13 protein-coding genes and 1 riboswitch are annotated in these 15,971 nt (G+C 47.6%); of the genes, 12 read left to right on the top strand and 1 reads right to left on the bottom strand.

Going from position 1 to position 15,971, the window contains the following annotated elements:
• Nucleotides 1–4: 4 nt before the first annotated feature.
• The 3 genes from DWZ38_RS15820 to DWZ38_RS15810 are packed head-to-tail and all read left to right on the top strand — an operon-like array spanning nt 5 to nt 4,348.
• A complete protein-coding gene (locus tag DWZ38_RS15820; RefSeq protein ID WP_117854105.1) occupies nt 5–1,963 on the top strand; it encodes a fructose-1,6-bisphosphatase in 1,959 nt (652 codons plus the stop codon).
• 15 nt (nt 1,964–1,978) lie between these two features.
• A complete protein-coding gene (locus tag DWZ38_RS15815; RefSeq protein ID WP_117854103.1) occupies nt 1,979–3,394 on the top strand; it encodes an amidophosphoribosyltransferase in 1,416 nt (471 codons plus the stop codon).
• 27 nt (nt 3,395–3,421) lie between these two features.
• Nucleotides 3,422–4,348 carry a YARHG domain-containing protein gene (locus DWZ38_RS15810; RefSeq protein ID WP_117854101.1) on the top strand — a complete coding sequence of 309 codons (927 nt, stop codon included), beginning with the start codon at nt 3,422–3,424 and terminating at the stop codon, nt 4,346–4,348.
• 65 nt (nt 4,349–4,413) lie between these two features.
• Here the strand turns inward: DWZ38_RS15810 and DWZ38_RS15805 are convergent, their stop codons facing one another.
• Nucleotides 4,414–4,629: a helix-turn-helix transcriptional regulator gene (locus tag DWZ38_RS15805; RefSeq protein ID WP_021924271.1), complete on the bottom strand. Its 216-nt coding sequence runs from the start codon at nt 4,627–4,629 to the stop codon at nt 4,414–4,416.
• Between the two features lie 226 nt (nt 4,630–4,855).
• Here DWZ38_RS15805 and DWZ38_RS15800 point away from each other — a divergent pair, with 226 nt between their 5' ends.
• From DWZ38_RS15800 to DWZ38_RS15760, 9 genes are all read left to right on the top strand, one after another.
• Nucleotides 4,856–6,364 carry a YifB family Mg chelatase-like AAA ATPase gene (locus DWZ38_RS15800; RefSeq protein WP_117854154.1) on the top strand — a complete coding sequence of 503 codons (1,509 nt, stop codon included), beginning with the start codon at nt 4,856–4,858 and terminating at the stop codon, nt 6,362–6,364.
• Between the two features lie 47 nt (nt 6,365–6,411).
• Nucleotides 6,412–7,302 (top strand): DNA-processing protein DprA, encoded by an 891-nt coding sequence (dprA, locus tag DWZ38_RS15795; RefSeq protein ID WP_117854099.1) that lies wholly within the window; start codon nt 6,412–6,414, stop codon nt 7,300–7,302.
• A gap of 120 nt (nt 7,303–7,422) precedes the next feature.
• Nucleotides 7,423–9,501, top strand: a complete 2,079-nt coding sequence (topA, locus tag DWZ38_RS15790) for a type I DNA topoisomerase (RefSeq protein WP_021924274.1) — start codon at nt 7,423–7,425, stop codon at nt 9,499–9,501.
• Nucleotides 9,502–9,759: 258 nt separating this feature from the next.
• Complete coding sequence (codY, locus tag DWZ38_RS15785; RefSeq protein WP_021924275.1) at nt 9,760–10,545, top strand: GTP-sensing pleiotropic transcriptional regulator CodY; 786 nt, start codon at nt 9,760–9,762, stop codon at nt 10,543–10,545.
• A gap of 346 nt (nt 10,546–10,891) precedes the next feature.
• Nucleotides 10,892–11,176: a co-chaperone GroES gene (gene groES / locus DWZ38_RS15780; RefSeq protein ID WP_021924276.1), complete on the top strand. Its 285-nt coding sequence runs from the start codon at nt 10,892–10,894 to the stop codon at nt 11,174–11,176.
• A gap of 38 nt (nt 11,177–11,214) precedes the next feature.
• The gene (gene groL / locus DWZ38_RS15775) at nt 11,215–12,837 is read left to right on the top strand and encodes a chaperonin GroEL (RefSeq protein WP_117854097.1); all 1,623 of its coding nucleotides are present in this window, start codon (nt 11,215–11,217) and stop codon (nt 12,835–12,837) included.
• A gap of 128 nt (nt 12,838–12,965) precedes the next feature.
• A complete protein-coding gene (locus DWZ38_RS15770; protein WP_021924948.1) occupies nt 12,966–13,472 on the top strand; it encodes a DUF6106 family protein in 507 nt (168 codons plus the stop codon).
• 82 nt (nt 13,473–13,554) lie between these two features.
• A complete protein-coding gene (guaB, locus tag DWZ38_RS15765) occupies nt 13,555–15,012 on the top strand; it encodes an IMP dehydrogenase (protein ID WP_021924947.1) in 1,458 nt (485 codons plus the stop codon).
• Complete coding sequence (locus tag DWZ38_RS15760; RefSeq protein ID WP_021924946.1) at nt 15,013–15,786, top strand: peptidoglycan recognition family protein; 774 nt, start codon at nt 15,013–15,015, stop codon at nt 15,784–15,786.
• A 90-nt stretch (nt 15,787–15,876) separates the two neighbouring features.
• Nucleotides 15,877–15,959: riboswitch (ZMP/ZTP riboswitch) on the top strand.
• The last annotated feature ends 12 nt before the right edge of the window (nt 15,960–15,971 follow it).

Genomic DNA, 15,971 nt, shown 5'->3' with positions numbered 1-15,971 from the left:
TTTCATGAAGACAGAAGAACTGCGCTATTTACAACGTCTGGCGGAGCTTTACCCCACCATTGGCAAGGCATCCACAGAGATCATCAACCTTCAGTCTATTCTCAATCTGCCAAAGGGAACCGAGCATTTCCTTTCCGATATCCATGGAGAGTATGAGGCTTTTTCCCATGTGCTCCGCAATGGCTCTGGTGCAGTGCGAAAGAAAATAGACGATGTATTCGGTCATACCTTAAGCAACAGTGACAAACGTTCCCTGGCAACTCTTGTGTACTATCCCAAGGAAAAGATTGCCTATGTGAAGAAAAAAGAGACGGACATGGAGAACTGGTACAAGATCACCCTGTACCGTCTGATCGAGCTGTGCAAGACGACTGCCTCCAAATATACCAGATCCAAGGTACGCAAGGCCCTGCCTGCTGATTACGCCTATGTGATCGAGGAACTGATCACGGAGAAGGCAGAGGTTCTGGACAAGGAAGCTTATTACGACTCCATTGTGGATACCATTATTGACATTGGAAGAGCGGAGAATTTCATCATTGCCCTTGCAGAGCTGATCCAGAGACTGGTTGTGGATCATCTTCATGTGCTTGGGGATATTTATGACAGAGGACCTGGCCCGCACTTTATCATGGATCGCTTGATGGATTACCATTCCCTTGACATCCAGTGGGGAAACCATGACGTGGTGTGGATGGGAGCCGCTGTGGGACAGGCTGCCTGCATGGCAACGGTGATCCGAAACAGCATCCGCTACGGCAATCTGGACATTCTGGAGGATGGATACGGAATCAATATGATGCCTCTGGCTGCGTTTGCCATGGAGGTGTACGGGGATGATCCCTGCCAGGTTTTTGAGGTGCATGGAAATCCTTCCAATTACAATGCACTGGAGAAGGAACTGAGCCGGAAGATGCACAAGGCCATCGCCATGATCCAGTTTAAGCTGGAGGGTGCCCTGGCCAAGGAGCATCCGGATTTTCACATGGAGAACCGCTGCGTGCTGGAAGGAATTGATCCTGTGGAGGGAACGGTAAGGCTGCCGGACGGAAGCGTGCATGAGCTTCTGGACCACAATTTCCCGACCATCGACTGGGAACATCCTTATGAGCTGACAGATGGGGAAAAAGATGTGATGGAGCGTCTGACTTCAGCCTTCCGCAACTGTGAGAAGCTTCAGAACCATATGCAGCTTCTTCTGGACAAGGGCGGGCTTTACAAGACCTATAACGGCAATCTTCTATTCCATGGAAGCATTCCCCTGAATGAGGACGGAACCTTCAAGGAGGTTCAGATTTACGGAGAGACTTGTAAAGGCAAGGCACTTTATGATAAACTGGAAGCCTATGTAAGAAAAGCATTTTTTACCGTAGACGAGAAGGAGCAGAAGGACAGCCAGGATATTTTGTGGTACATCTGGGCGGGACCAAACTCTCCTCTTTATGGAAAAGATAAGATGACAACCTTTGAGCGGTATTTTATCGCAGACAAGGAGACACACAGGGAGAAAAAGAATGCCTACTACCATCTCTGGGAGAATGAAGAGGTGGTGAACCGTATGCTTGAGGAATTCGGGCTTGACCCGGAGAACGGGCATATTATCAATGGTCATGTGCCTGTGCACCAGTTGGAGGGAGAAAATCCGGTGAAGTGCGGCGGCAAGGTGATCGTCATTGACGGCGGTTTCTGTGAGGCGTACCGGAATGTAACCGGTATTGCCGGATATACTCTGATCTACAGTTCCTACGGCTTAAGCCTGACTGCACATGAGCCTTTTACCTCAGCAGAGGATGCAGTGGCGACAGAGAGGGACATTGTGTCAAACCGTGTGGCTGTGCGCTACAATCCAAGAAGGGCTCTTGTGGGGGACACCGATAACGGCAAGGCACTCAAAGAACGAATTCAGGAGCTGAAACAGCTTTTGGAGGCCTACAGAAAAGGCGTTATAAAGGAGAAAAAATAAGGAGACTTAGGAAAAATGGGTGGAATTTTTGGTGTTGCGTCAAAGTCTGATTGTGTAATGGATCTGTTTTTTGGAATTGATTATCACTCCCATCTGGGAACAAGAAGAGGTGGAATGGCAGTATATGGAAAAGCGAGCGGATTTAACCGCGTGATCCATAATATTGAGAATTCTCCGTTTCGTACCAAGTTTGACAAGGATGTGGCAGAGATGGAAGGCAATCTGGGAATCGGCTGTATTTCTGACAACGAGCCCCAACCTCTTCTGGTGCGCTCCCATCTGGGAAATTTTGCCATCACCACAGTTGGCAAGATCAATAATATAGAAGCATTGGTGGAGAAATGCTTCCGCGATGGACATACCCATTTTCTGGAAATGAGCGGCGGCAGCGTGAATCCTACAGAGGTGACAGCGGCCCTGATCAACCAGAAGGACAGCATAGTGGAGGGAATCTGCTATGCCCAGGAGATGATCGAGGGTTCCATGACATTGCTTTTGATGACAGGAGATGGCATTTACGCAGCCCGTGACCGCTACGGACGAACTCCTCTTGTAATCGGAAAGAAAGAGGATGCCTGCTGTGCTTCCTTTGAAAGCCATGCCTATATCAATCTGGGGTATGAGGATCTGAAGGAGTTAGGACCTGGGGAAATCGACTTTATCACCCCGGAAGGCGTAAAGGTGCTGCAAAAGCCAGGGGATAAGATGCGGATCTGTTCCTTCCTGTGGGTATATTACGGCTATCCGACTTCCACCTATGAGGGTGTGAATGTAGAGGAAATGCGTTATAAATGCGGTGACATTCTGGCAGGAAGAGATGCGGGGGAGGTAAATCCGGACCTGGTTGCAGGCGTGCCGGATTCCGGTATTGCCCATGCCATCGGCTATGCCAACCGTTCCGGGGTGCCTTTTGCACGGCCGTTTATCAAATATACTCCAACCTGGCCCAGATCTTTTATGCCGACCCAGCAGAGCCAGAGAAATCTGATCGCAAGAATGAAACTGATTCCGGTACATAAACTGATTAAGGATAAGAGCCTTCTGATGATCGATGACTCTATTGTAAGGGGAACCCAGCTTCGTGAGACAACAGAATTCCTTTACAACAACGGTGCCAAGGAGGTGCATATCCGTCCGGCATGTCCGCCGCTTTTATATGGATGCAAGTACCTGAATTTCTCCCGCTCCAAATCCGAGATGGATCTGATCACAAGACGTGTGATCGCAAAGCGTGAGGGAGACAATGTGTCCGATAAGATCCTGCAGGACTATGCAAATCCGGATTCCACCAACTATAAGGAAATGCTGGAGGAAATCCGCAGCGAGCTGAATTTCACATCCCTGAAATATCATCGCCTGGATGACCTGAAGAAATCCATTGACATTGAACCATGCAAGCTTTGCACTTATTGCTGGAACGGACAGGAGTAAACCTGTTTTTCAAGGAGGTAACTGCGTATGAAAAAGCATAACAAAGACGTGCTTCGGGCAACTTTGTTTGCGCTGATTGCCATATTTATTATGATCGGGGCTGCCGGCCTTCTGTTTGCCGAGCACAAAAAGAAGCTGCAGAAGGAGCAGCAGAAGAATGCGGCCATTGAGGCACTGGAAAAGGTTCCTACGGTGACGCCCACTCCGGCGGTAACTGCTACGCCTACTCCGGAGCCGACTGCTACGGTAACGCCGACACCGGTTATTACGCGTGCGCCTGCTTTTGATGCAAATGATTACTATGGAATGTGGTACAGTAAGGACGGCCTGGCGTGTCTGAATATTGAGGAGCTGACCCTGAAGTCTGTTTCCTATTCTTTTTCCCAGGCCTCTGACAGCGCAGGCACTAAGGTGAGCGAAGCCTCTGGCACAGCCAAGGTTGCAGGAAATGCAGCGAAGATTTCCTTTACGGATTCCTGGGGCAATAATGTCAGCGGAAATATGACCTTTGACCAGGGCAAGCTTTATCTGAAGCTTAGCACGACCCAGATCGCTGACGGAGCAGGCATGTCTCCTTCTGTAGATGAGGTGCTTACAAGGGAACAGAATACAGCTGCAGCTGCGCCGACTCCTACTGCGTCCGTAAGCGGGGACATTGCAGACCGGGATTATATTTTCCCGGACAGCGACAGCCGCTATCTCACAGATGCGGATCTGGAGGGATATTCTTCTTCTGAGCTGGAGCTTGCGAAAAATGAGATTTATGCCCGGCACGGCAGGAAGTTTGTGACGCCAAGGATCGCAGACTACTTTAACAGCAAATCCTGGTACAAGGGAACGGAGGATCCGGAGACTTTTGACAACAATCAGGGGTATATTTTCAATGAATATGAGGTGGCCAACATTTCCAAAATCGCAGATACAGAGGAACAACGCCGAAGTGAAGGCGAGTAGAGAATAAAAGAGGTGTTGCCCTTTGAAAAGAGGGCAGATGTGAGGGGGGAAATCAGTTTTCCCCCTTATTTTGGCATTTTCTTCTTGTCAGTGCGGCCTACCAGATAATCAATACTGGTTTCATAGTAGTTGGCCAGACGGATCAGCATTTCGATGGGAATATTCCGTGAGCCTGTTTCGTAATGAGAATAGGAACGCTGGCTGATGTGGAGAATCTCACTGATCTGCTTCTGAGACAGGTCAGCGTCTGTTCTCAGATCCTGAATTCGCTGAAATTTCATGGGTTCACCTCTTTTTCTTCTGTAATTTCAAAAAGTATAAATCAGAACGAAATGCACTATTGCAATACAGAGCAAAATGGGCTATAATAAATTTTATATATCTTTTTATCATATCTTTTGATCTTTTACTCGTTTATATTCCAGGGAGACATTGAAATGGCAGAATCGTTTTGGAATCGGGGAGGAACGGTGTCTGCAGAAAGGAAAAAATTTGTTTGCAAGTGTAATGTCAGCGGCAATTTCCGGGATGGAAGTTTGTCCGGTGAATGTGGAAGCGGATGTCAGTGACGGGCTTCCCTGTTTTACTATGGTTGGGTTTCCAAGCACACAGGTGAAGGAGGCTCAGGACCGGGTGCGCACAGCCCTTCGCAACAATGGCATCAGCCTGCCGCCCAAAAGAGTGACGGTGAATTTGGCACCTGCTGACTTAAGAAAAGAAGGGGCAGGCTTTGACCTTCCCGTGGCGGCAGCAGTGCTTGGTGCATCTGGTTTTCTGGAGCCAAAGCAGTTGAACGGGGCGATGCTTATGGGGGAAATCAGCTTAAGCGGTGAGGTAAGAAGTGTTTCCGGGGTGCTGCCAAGGGTGATCCGGGCCAGGGAGCTGGGGTGCAGATACTGTATGGTCCCTTTTGGAAATCTGGAGGAAGCCAGGCTTGTGCGGGACATGAAGGTGATCGGGGTGAGAAATATAACGGAAATGGTGAACTTTCTTGCAGATCCGGACAGCTTCAAACAGGAACAGACAGGCGAAGAAGGGAGGGCACTGGAAGAACAGACCCAGGCAGATTTCATGGAGATCTGCGGACAGGAAAGCGCCAGGCGGGCAGCCGAGATTGCAGTCAGCGGATTTCACAATATCCTGTTTATCGGGCCTCCTGGAACAGGCAAAACCATGCTGGCAAGAAGAATTCCAACGATCATGCCCTCCCTTACCTTTGAGGAAAGCCTGGAGCTGACCAAAATCTACAGCGTGGCAGGACTTTTAACCCCCAAAAGGCCCTTGATCCGGGCAAGGCCCTTCCGCAGCCCTCACCACACCAGCTCTGCGGCCTCCCTTGCTGGCGGCGGAAAAATTCCAGGACCAGGCGAGGTGACGCTGGCCCACAGAGGCGTGCTGTTTCTGGATGAGATGCCGGAATTTTCCAGAAGAGGACTGGAGGTGCTGCGCCAGCCTTTGGAGGATAAGCAGATCCAGCTTTCCCGGGCAAGCGGAACCTATGTGTTTCCGGCAGGATTTATTCTGGTGGCAGCTATGAATCCCTGTCCCTGCGGGTACTACCCGGATATGAACAAATGCAGGTGCAGTCCGGGAGAGGTGAGCCATTATCTTCATAAGCTAAGCCAGCCCCTTCTGGAACGAATCGACCTTTGCGCAGATGTGCCGCCTGTGGATTTTTCCCAGATTTCCTGTGTAAAGCCGGGTGAGAGCTCTGCCGTGATCCGGGAAAGAGTGGAACGGGTCCGGCAGATCCAAAGCAAACGGTATGAAAAGGAGCCGATCTGTTTCAATGGGGAGCTGTCCGGCAAACAGATCCAAAAATACTGCGTGCTCACTGAGCATGCCTTTAAGATGGCCCAGAATGCGTTTGAACTGATGGATTTAAGTGCCCGTTCCTACCACAGGATCCTAAAGGTTTCCAGAACCATTGCGGACATGGAGGGGGAGGAGGAAATCCATTCCAGACATGTTGCGGAAGCTCTTACTTACAGGGCATTTGATAAAAAATACAAATGATGCCGGAAGAAGTATTCATAAAAAAGAGCTTTTGGAGGTATTTTAGAATGGAAGAAAGGAAGAAACACGAAATACACTGGGTAAACAGGGAGGATGCGAACTTTCCGGAGCGGCTGAAAAAGCTTACCGGCATGCCGAAAAAGCTGTACTATATTGGAAACCTGCCGGATCCGGCAAAGCCTTCGGCAGCAGTTGTGGGGGCAAGAATGAGCAGCCCTTACGGAAGATGCCAGGCATTTAAGTATGCAAGGACTATGGCAGAGCATGGCGTGCAGATCATAAGCGGCATGGCCAGAGGAATTGATTCGGAGGGGCATAAGGGAGCACTGGATACGGATACGCCTACCTTTGCTGTCCTGGGAAGCGGCGTGGATGTGTGCTATCCGGAATCCAACCGCCGGCTTTATGAGCGGATTCTGGAAAAGGGCGGCGGAATCATCAGTGAGCTTCCCCCTGGAACAAAGCCCCAGAACTGGACATTTCCTGCAAGAAACCGGATCATCAGCGCCCTTTCAGATGCAGTACTTGTGGTGGAGGCAAAGGAACAGAGCGGTTCCCTGATCACAGCAAACTTTGCCTTGGAGCATGGACACAGTGTTTACGCAGTGCCGGGGGCTGTGACAGATGAGCTGAGCCGGGGCTGCAACAAGCTGATTTTTGACGGCGCAGGCATTGCCTACACTCCGGAGATCATGTTGATGGAGTGGGGAATCCAGGTGGAAAATCCTCCTGCAAATATACAAAAAAAGAAGTTGGGGCTTGCGCCGGATTTGGATTTGGTGTATAGTGGTCTCGATTTACGACCTGAAAATATGGATCATATCATAAGAAAAACAGGCTTTTCAGCAGCAAAGGTCTGCACCATTCTCACGGAATTACAGCTTATGGGGCTGGTGCAGGAGACAGGAAGAAAATATTGCCGGGTGCCAGAGAACTGATCTGCATCCGGCGAAAATATGGCAGCTGTGAAAGGATTGGTTAAGGTTATTGTGCCCGGGGCGGACAGTAGCTGGTAAGCAAGCAGCTGCGCAATATGAATACAAAGTAGGAGAGGTAGTATGGCTAAATATCTGGTGATAGTTGAGTCACCTGCAAAAGTAAAGACAATAAAGAAATTTCTTGGGGCAAATTATGATGTGGAGGCTTCCAACGGCCATGTGCGTGATTTTCCCAAGAGTCAGTTTGGAATAGATGTGGAGAATGATTTCGAGCCGAAATACATTACCATCCGTGGAAAGGGCGAGCTGCTTGCCAAGCTTCGCAAGGCAGCCAAGAAGGCAGATAAGATTTATCTTGCAACTGACCCTGACCGTGAGGGAGAGGCCATTTCCTGGCATCTGATGCAGGCTCTGAAGGAGGATCCGGACAAAATGCACCGAATCACCTTCAACGAGATCACCAAAACTGCAGTAAAGGATTCCCTGAAGCACGCAAGAGGCCTGAACATGAACCTTGTGGATGCGCAGCAGGCAAGAAGAATGCTGGACCGTATGGTTGGATATACCATCAGCCCCCTTCTGTGGGCAAAGGTAAAAAGAGGCTTAAGTGCAGGCCGTGTACAGTCTGTGGCTCTTCGAATCATCTGTGACAGGGAAGAAGAGATCAACTCTTTCATTCCGGAAGAGTACTGGAGCTTATCCGGAGAATTTCTGGTAGACGGGGAGAAGAAGCCTCTGGAAGCCAAATTCTACGGAACAGACAAGAAGATGGATATCCATAACAAGGCAGAGATGGATGCCATCCTTGAGAATCTGAAAGATGAGGAGTTCGAGATCTCCGAGGTAAAGAAGGGGGAAAGAATTAAGAATGCTCCCCTGCCGTTTACCACCAGTACCCTGCAGCAGGAGGCTTCCAAGACCCTGAATTTTTCCACCCAGAAGACCATGCGTCTGGCGCAGCAGCTTTATGAGGGCGTTGACATTAAGGGAAGCGGCACTGTGGGTGTGATCACCTATCTTCGTACCGATTCCGTCCGTATTTCCGATGAGGCGGATGCTGCGGCAAGAAGCTATATCGGCAGCCAGTACGGGGAGAACTATGTGTCTGAAGCTGCCAAGACCGTGAAGAAGGGACAGAAGATCCAGGATGCCCATGAGGCCATTCGTCCTACTGACATCAGCCGTACGCCTGTACAGATCAAAGAATCCCTGACCAGGGACCAGTTCCGCCTTTATCAGCTGATCTGGAAGCGCTTTACTGCAAGCCGCATGGCTCCAGCCAGATATGAAACCACTTCCGTAAAGGTTTCCGGCGGGGAATATACCTTTACCGTATCTGCCTCAAAGGTGGCATTTGACGGTTTCCTTTCCGTGTACATGCAGGAAGAGGATATGAAGAAGAGCAATGTGCTCAGCCAGAGCCTTACCAAGGGCATGAAACTGAATTTAAAGGAATTAAAGCCGGAGCAGCATTTTACCCAGCCGCCGGCACATTATACAGAGGCTTCCCTGGTTAAGACCATGGAGGAGCTTGGAATCGGACGTCCAAGTACCTATGCGCCAACCATTACCACCATTATCAGCCGCCGCTATGTTTCCAAGGAGCAGCGCAACCTGTATGTGACAGAGCTTGGTGAAGTGGTAAACAGCATTATGAAGCAGGCATTTCCAAGTATTGTGGATGTGAATTTCACCGCGACTATGGAAGGGCTTCTTGACTGCGTGGAGAATGGCACTGTCCAGTGGAAGACCGTTGTGCGCAATTTCTACCCGGATCTGAAGCATGATGTGGATGCAGCACAGGAAGAGCTTGAGAAGGTGGACATCCATGACGAGGAGACCGATGTGGTCTGTGACAGCTGCGGACGCCATATGGTGATCAAATATGGTCCTCACGGAAGATTTCTTGCCTGCCCGGGTTTCCCGGAATGCAGAAATACCAAGCCATACTACGAGAAGATTGGCGTAGCCTGCCCGAAATGCGGCAAGGAAGTAGTCCTGAAAAAGACGAAAAAAGGCCGTAAGTACTACGGCTGTGAGGATAATCCGGAGTGCGATTTCATGTCCTGGCAGAAGCCGTCTGACAAGAAATGTCCGGTTTGCGGAAGCTACATGGTAGAGAAAGGCAATAAGCTGGTGTGCAGCCAGGAAACCTGCAGCTACGTGGAGCCTAAGCCAAAGGAAGAAAAAGAAGACTAAGAAGTGCTGAAGTCTGAATGATAAATGGATAAAATGTCTCCCTGCCGTCTGGCGGGGAGATTTTTTGTACGTTTTTGGAAGCAAAAACCGGAAACCGATTACTGATGTTGTTTGGTGAATAGTTCCAAAAACGTTATATTTTCAGAAAAGCTAAACAAAATTGAAAAATAGTAAAAAATAGCTTGTAAATAGTTCGAAAAACGTGTAGTATTAGGGTAACAAGTGAATTTTACGGAACAAAAGCGAAGGGAGGACAAAATGAGCGTTCAGTTACTTGATAAAACTAGAAAAATCAATAAGCTTCTGCACAACAGCAGTTCCAGTAAGGTGGTATTTAACGATATCTGTCAGGTCCTGATGGACACTTTAAGTTCTAATATCCTTGTTCTCAGCAAGAAAGGGAAGGTGCTTGGCGTAAGCTTCTGCCCTGGTGTTGAGGAGATACAGGAACTGATCGCAGATGAGGTTGGCGGTCATGTTGACCCTCTTCTCAACGAGAGATTTCTGGGAGTTCTGTCCACCAAGGAGAATGTGAATCTTCAGACACTGGGCTTTGAGCATGTTTCCAGCAGTTATCAGGGAATCATCAATCCCATCGATATTGCAGGAGAGCGTCTTGGAACCGTGTTTATGTACCGCAAGGACAATCCTTACGACATTGAGGATATTATTGTCAGCGAATACGGCACCACAGTCGTTGGACTTGAGATGATGCGTGCCGTACACGAGGAGAATGCGGAGGAGGACCGTAAGAAACAGGTTGTGAAGTCTGCGTTTAATACCCTTTCCTTCTCTGAACTGGAAGCCATCATCCATATTTTTGATGAGCTGGACGGAGACGAGGGAATTCTTGTAGCAAGCAAGATTGCAGACCGGGTAGGCATTACCAGATCCGTTATCGTCAATGCACTGCGCAAGTTTGAGAGTGCAGGGGTTATTGAATCCCGTTCTTCCGGCATGAAGGGAACTTATATCAAGGTTCTCAATGAGGTTATTTTCGATGAGCTTGAGGAGATCAAGGCACAGAGAAATAAGAAAGCCTGAGAAGAAAGGTGCTTTCCTGCACCACACATAGTACGAAAATACAAAAGCTGATTTTTTTGCGGAAAAGCTGCATAGAATATATGCGTGCCTGTTTTTGCGGAAAGGGTCAGCTTTTTTTCTGCGTAAAGAATCCTGTGTGAAAATTTCAGAAAATTATAAAAGTGAGAAAATAAGAGAAAATAAAAGAATAAATGAGTATGAGAAAGAATATACTTAAAAATACAACAATGAAAAGAGTTGCACAAAAAGCAATAATTCAATAATATAATGGACAGTAGTTAGCACTCGATAATAATGAGTGCTAGTAAATCATAGAAAGAAAGAAATCTAAAGGAGGAAATAGATCATGAAATTAGTTCCATTAGGTGACAGAGTTGTATTAAAACAGTTAGAAGCAGAAGAAACAACCAAATCCGGTATTGTTCTTCCGGGACAGGCTCAGGAGAAGCCACAGCAGGCAGAAGTAATCGCTGTAGGACCTGGCGGAGTTGTGGATGGTAAAGAAGTAAAAATGGAAGTTGCTGTAGGAGACAAGGTTATCTATTCCAAATATTCAGGAACAGAGGTAAAGCTTGACAACGAAGAGTATATTATCGTAAAACAGAGTGATATCCTTGCAATTGTAAAATAATAGCCGCAAAAGTAGGAAAACAGGAGGATTGATTTATCATGGCAAAAGAGATTAAATATGGCGCAGAAGCCAGAACAGCATTAGAGGCTGGTGTAAATAAACTGGCTGATACCGTTAGAGTAACACTTGGACCGAAAGGAAGAAACGTAGTACTTGACAAACAGTTCGGTGCTCCGCTTATTACAAACGATGGTGTTACAATTGCAAAAGAAATCGAGCTTGAGGATGCTTTTGAGAACATGGGTGCTCAGCTGATCAAAGAGGTTGCATCCAAGACAAATGACGTAGCTGGTGATGGTACTACAACTGCTACTGTACTTGCTCAGTCAATGGTTCACGAAGGAATGAAGAATCTTGCAGCAGGTGCGAACCCGATCGTTATGAGACGCGGTATGAAGAAGGCAACTGACGCTGCTGTAGAAGCAATCAAGAATATGAGCCAGAAAGTAAGCGGAAAGAAACAGATCGCAAACGTTGCATCTATTTCCGCTGGTGACAAAGAGGTTGGAGAGCTTGTTGCAAATGCAATGGAGAAGGTTTCCAATGACGGCGTTATCACTGTAGAAGAGTCCAAGACCATGCATACAGAGCTTGACCTGGTAGAAGGTATGCAGTTTGACCGCGGATACATTTCCGCATATATGTCCACTGATATGGAGAAAATGGAAGCAACTCTTGAAGATCCATACATCCTGATCACAGACAAGAAGATTTCCAACATCCAGGAAGTTCTTCCGTTACTGGAGCAGATCGTACAGGCTGGCGCAAAACTTCTCATCATCGCTGAGGACGTTGAGGGCGAGGCTCTTACAACACTTATCGTAAACAAATTAAGAGGAACCTTCCAGGTAGTAGCTGTCAAAGCTCCTGGCTATGGCGACAGAAGAAAAGAAATGCTTCAGGATATCGCAATCCTTACAGGCGGTACTGTAATCTCTGATGAGGTTGGCCTGGAACTGAAAGATGCTACAATGGCTCAGTTAGGACGTGCAAAATCCGTTAAGGTTGCAAAGGAGACAACTGTTATCGTTGATGGTATGGGCGACAAGGATCAGATCGCAAACCGTGTTGCTCAGATCCGTGCTCAGATCGAGGAGACAAAATCTGATTTCGACAGAGAGAAACTTCAGGAAAGACTTGCAAAACTGGCAGGCGGCGTAGCAGTTGTACGTGTTGGTGCAGCTACTGAGACAGAGATGAAAGAGGCTAAGCTTCGTATGGAAGATGCTCTTGCAGCTACCAGAGCAGCAGTGGAAGAGGGAATCATCGCAGGCGGCGGTTCCGCATACATCCACGCTTCCAAAGAGGTTGCAAAGCTTGCAGCTGAACTTGAGGGAGATGAGAAGACTGGTGCAAACATCATTCTGAAAGCACTGGAAGCTCCGCTGTTCCGCATTGCAGCAAACGCTGGCCTTGAAGGCGCAGTCATTATCAACAAAGTAAGAGAGTCTGAGCCAGGCGTTGGTTTTGATGCTCTGAATGAGAAATATGTAAACATGGTAGACGAGGGTATCCTGGATCCTGCAAAGGTTACAAGAAGCGCTCTTCAGAACGCAACAAGCGTTGCATCTACTCTGCTTACAACAGAATCTGTTGTTGCAAATATCAAAGAGGATGCTCCGGCAATGCCAGCAGGCGGCCAGGGTATGGGCATGATGTAATAAAAAGTCCTGGAGATTTTACAACAATTCACTAAAAGTTTAGAATTAGAGAGGGTCGGTGTCATAGACGCTGGCCCTTTTGTGTGTTATACTAATGCTTAATTTTAGAAACAAAGGAGAACAGTAATATGAGTGATTTGTATTCAGAACTGCTTGTCAAAAAAGAGCGGACCATGAAGGACAAGCTGATGAAGGGCGGAATGATCGCACTGGTTGTGATCTTCGGCCTGGCAGGAATTTTATTTATGCCCCTGCTTCTTTTTGTGGCCATCGCACTTGGCATTGTGGCCTACTTTGTAGTCATTCCCGGCACAGACCTGGAATTTGAGTACCTGTTTGTCAACGGAGAGCTTGACATTGACAAGATCATGGCCAAGTCCAAACGAAAAAGAGTAAAGAACTTAAACATTTCAGAATGTGATCTGATGGCACCTCTTAACTCCCACAGAATGGACTATTACAACAGCAATCAGAAGCTGAAAATACAGGATTTTTCTTCTGGAAATCCTGAACATAAGCGCTTCGCGATTATTGCCCGTGATGGTGCAGATACCTGTAAGGTAATCATTGAGCCAGATGAAACATTGGCAAAAACCATGAGAAATACCGCTCCCAGCAAGGTATTTTTGGATTAATTTACTGGATTGACACCTTTTTAGTTTTTTGCTACACTAATCTACAAACCAAAAGTTACTATAAGACAAGGGAGGAAAAGCAATGGGTACTATCATTGGTGAAGGTATTACTTTTGATGACGTCCTTTTAGTTCCGGCATATTCCAAAGTAATCCCGAATCAGGTTGACGTTTCAACTTACCTTACAAAGAAGATTAAACTGAACATTCCCATGATGAGCGCAGGAATGGACACCGTTACTGAGTACAATATGGCAATCGCCATGGCAAGACAGGGCGGTATCGGTATCATTCACAAGAACATGTCTATCGAAGCTCAGGCAGAAGAGGTGGACAAGGTTAAGCGTTCTGAGAATGGAGTTATCACAGATCCGTTTTTCTTATCTCCAGAGCATACACTGAAGGATGCCAATGACTTAATGGCAAAATTCCGTATTTCCGGAGTCCCGATCACAGAAGGCAAGAAGTTAGTAGGTATTATTACCAACCGTGATCTGAAGTTTGAGACAGATTTCAGCAAGAAGATCAAAGAGTCCATGACATCTGAGGGGCTGATCACAGCCAAGGAAGGCATCACCTTGGAAGAGGCGAAACAGATCCTTGCGAAATCCCGCAAAGAGAAATTACCCATTGTAGATGATGATTTTAACCTGAAGGGTCTTATCACCATCAAGGACATCGAGAAACAGATCAAATATCCTCTCGCTGCCAAAGATGAGCAGGGACGTCTGCTCTGCGGTGCTGCTGTTGGCATTACAGCTAATGTGCTGGCTCGTGTAGATGCTCTTGTGAAGGCTAATGTTGATGTTATTGTTGTAGATTCCGCTCACGGACATTCAGAGAATATTCTTCGTGCTGTACGTGAAATCAAAGCAGCATATCCGGAACTGCAGGTTATTGCAGGCAACGTTGCTACCGGAGCTGCTACCAAGGCGCTGATCGATGCTGGTGTAGATGCAGTGAAGGTTGGTATCGGACCTGGATCCATCTGTACGACCCGTGTTGTTGCCGGAATCGGTGTTCCGCAGATTACAGCCGTTATGGACTGCTATGAGGTTGCCAAGCGCTACGGCATTCCGATTATTGCAGACGGCGGTATCAAGTACTCCGGAGATGTTACCAAGGCAATTGCAGCCGGAGCCAATGTGTGCATGATGGGAAGCATGTTCGCCGGATGCGATGAGAGCCCGGGAACATTCGAACTGTACCAGGGAAGAAAATACAAGGTATATCGTGGCATGGGATCCATTGCAGCCATGGAGAACGGCAGCAAGGACCGCTATTTCCAGGAGAATGCCAAGAAGCTTGTACCGGAAGGCGTAGAAGGACGTGTAGCTTACAAGGGACACCTTGAGGATACTGTATTCCAGCTGATCGGAGGACTTCGTTCCGGTATGGGTTATTGTGGTGCTGAGAACATTGAAGCTCTGAAGCAGAACGGTAAATTCGTGAAGATTTCCGCTGCTTCCTTAAAAGAGTCTCATCCGCATGACATCCACATTACAAAAGAAGCACCAAACTACAGTGTAGATGACAAATAAATGAAAAGAAAATCTGCTGGGCCGTCTTTTTCAAGGCGGCCCTCTTTTAACAAAAAGAGAAAATTAGACAAAGCGGGAAGAACCCGTCAGAGAAACCAAAGAGTGGCGCTTCTGGCCCTCCTTTTTCTGCTGGCGCTGACTGGAATTATTATTTTGGTGGTGTATCATGACCAGAGAAATAAACAGGCAGCGAGGACGGTTTCAGAAGCAGAAAATACGGACAGCAGCGGACTGCAGCAGTGGATGGAACAGGGGGCACCGTACATAGATGTGCAGCTTCTGACGCCAAATGAGTATTCCAGACCTCAGCTGCCTCTGAATGAGGTGGATTACATTGCCATTCATTATACGGCCAATCCAGGTGCCACAGCCCAGAATAACAGGGATTATTTTGAAAATCTTGCCACTACTCATGAGGCCAAGGTGAGCAGTCATTTTGTGGTTGGGTTAGAGGGGGAAGTGATCCAGTGCATCCCTACTTCGGAGATGTCCTATGCCACCAATTCCAGAAATGTGGACTCCATTTCCATTGAGTGCTGCCACAATGACGAGACTGGGGTGTTCGAGCAGACAACCTATGATTCTACAGTGAAGCTGACTGCCTGGCTGTGCGCCAGATTCGGACTGACCTCTGAGCAGGTGATCCGCCATTATGATGTAACCGGCAAAGAGTGCCCAAAATATTATGTGGATCATCCGGATGCCTGGGAGCAGATGAAAGCGGACATTGCAGCGCAGATCACAGTGGATCAGGGGCTTATGGGAATTTCCTGAAATTCTCTTATGCATAGCGTTACAAAAAAATTGCCGCATAAATAAAATTTTTTCCATCTTGAAATACCTTTGGAAATATTGTAGTATAAAAAAGAACTGCATGACTGGCGGATCGTGGGAATACCCACAGGGAGTGCAGTGCTGAATTTGTGCCGACCGCCTGGGCAGCCTGGAAGAAGGGCTTC

Source organism: Ruminococcus sp. AF31-8BH (assembly GCF_003460605.1).
Taxonomy (GTDB): domain Bacteria; phylum Bacillota; class Clostridia; order Lachnospirales; family Lachnospiraceae; genus Blautia_A; species Blautia_A acetigignens.
The sequence above is the reverse complement of the archived record's forward strand: the minus strand, read 5'-3'. Positions and strand labels throughout refer to the sequence as shown.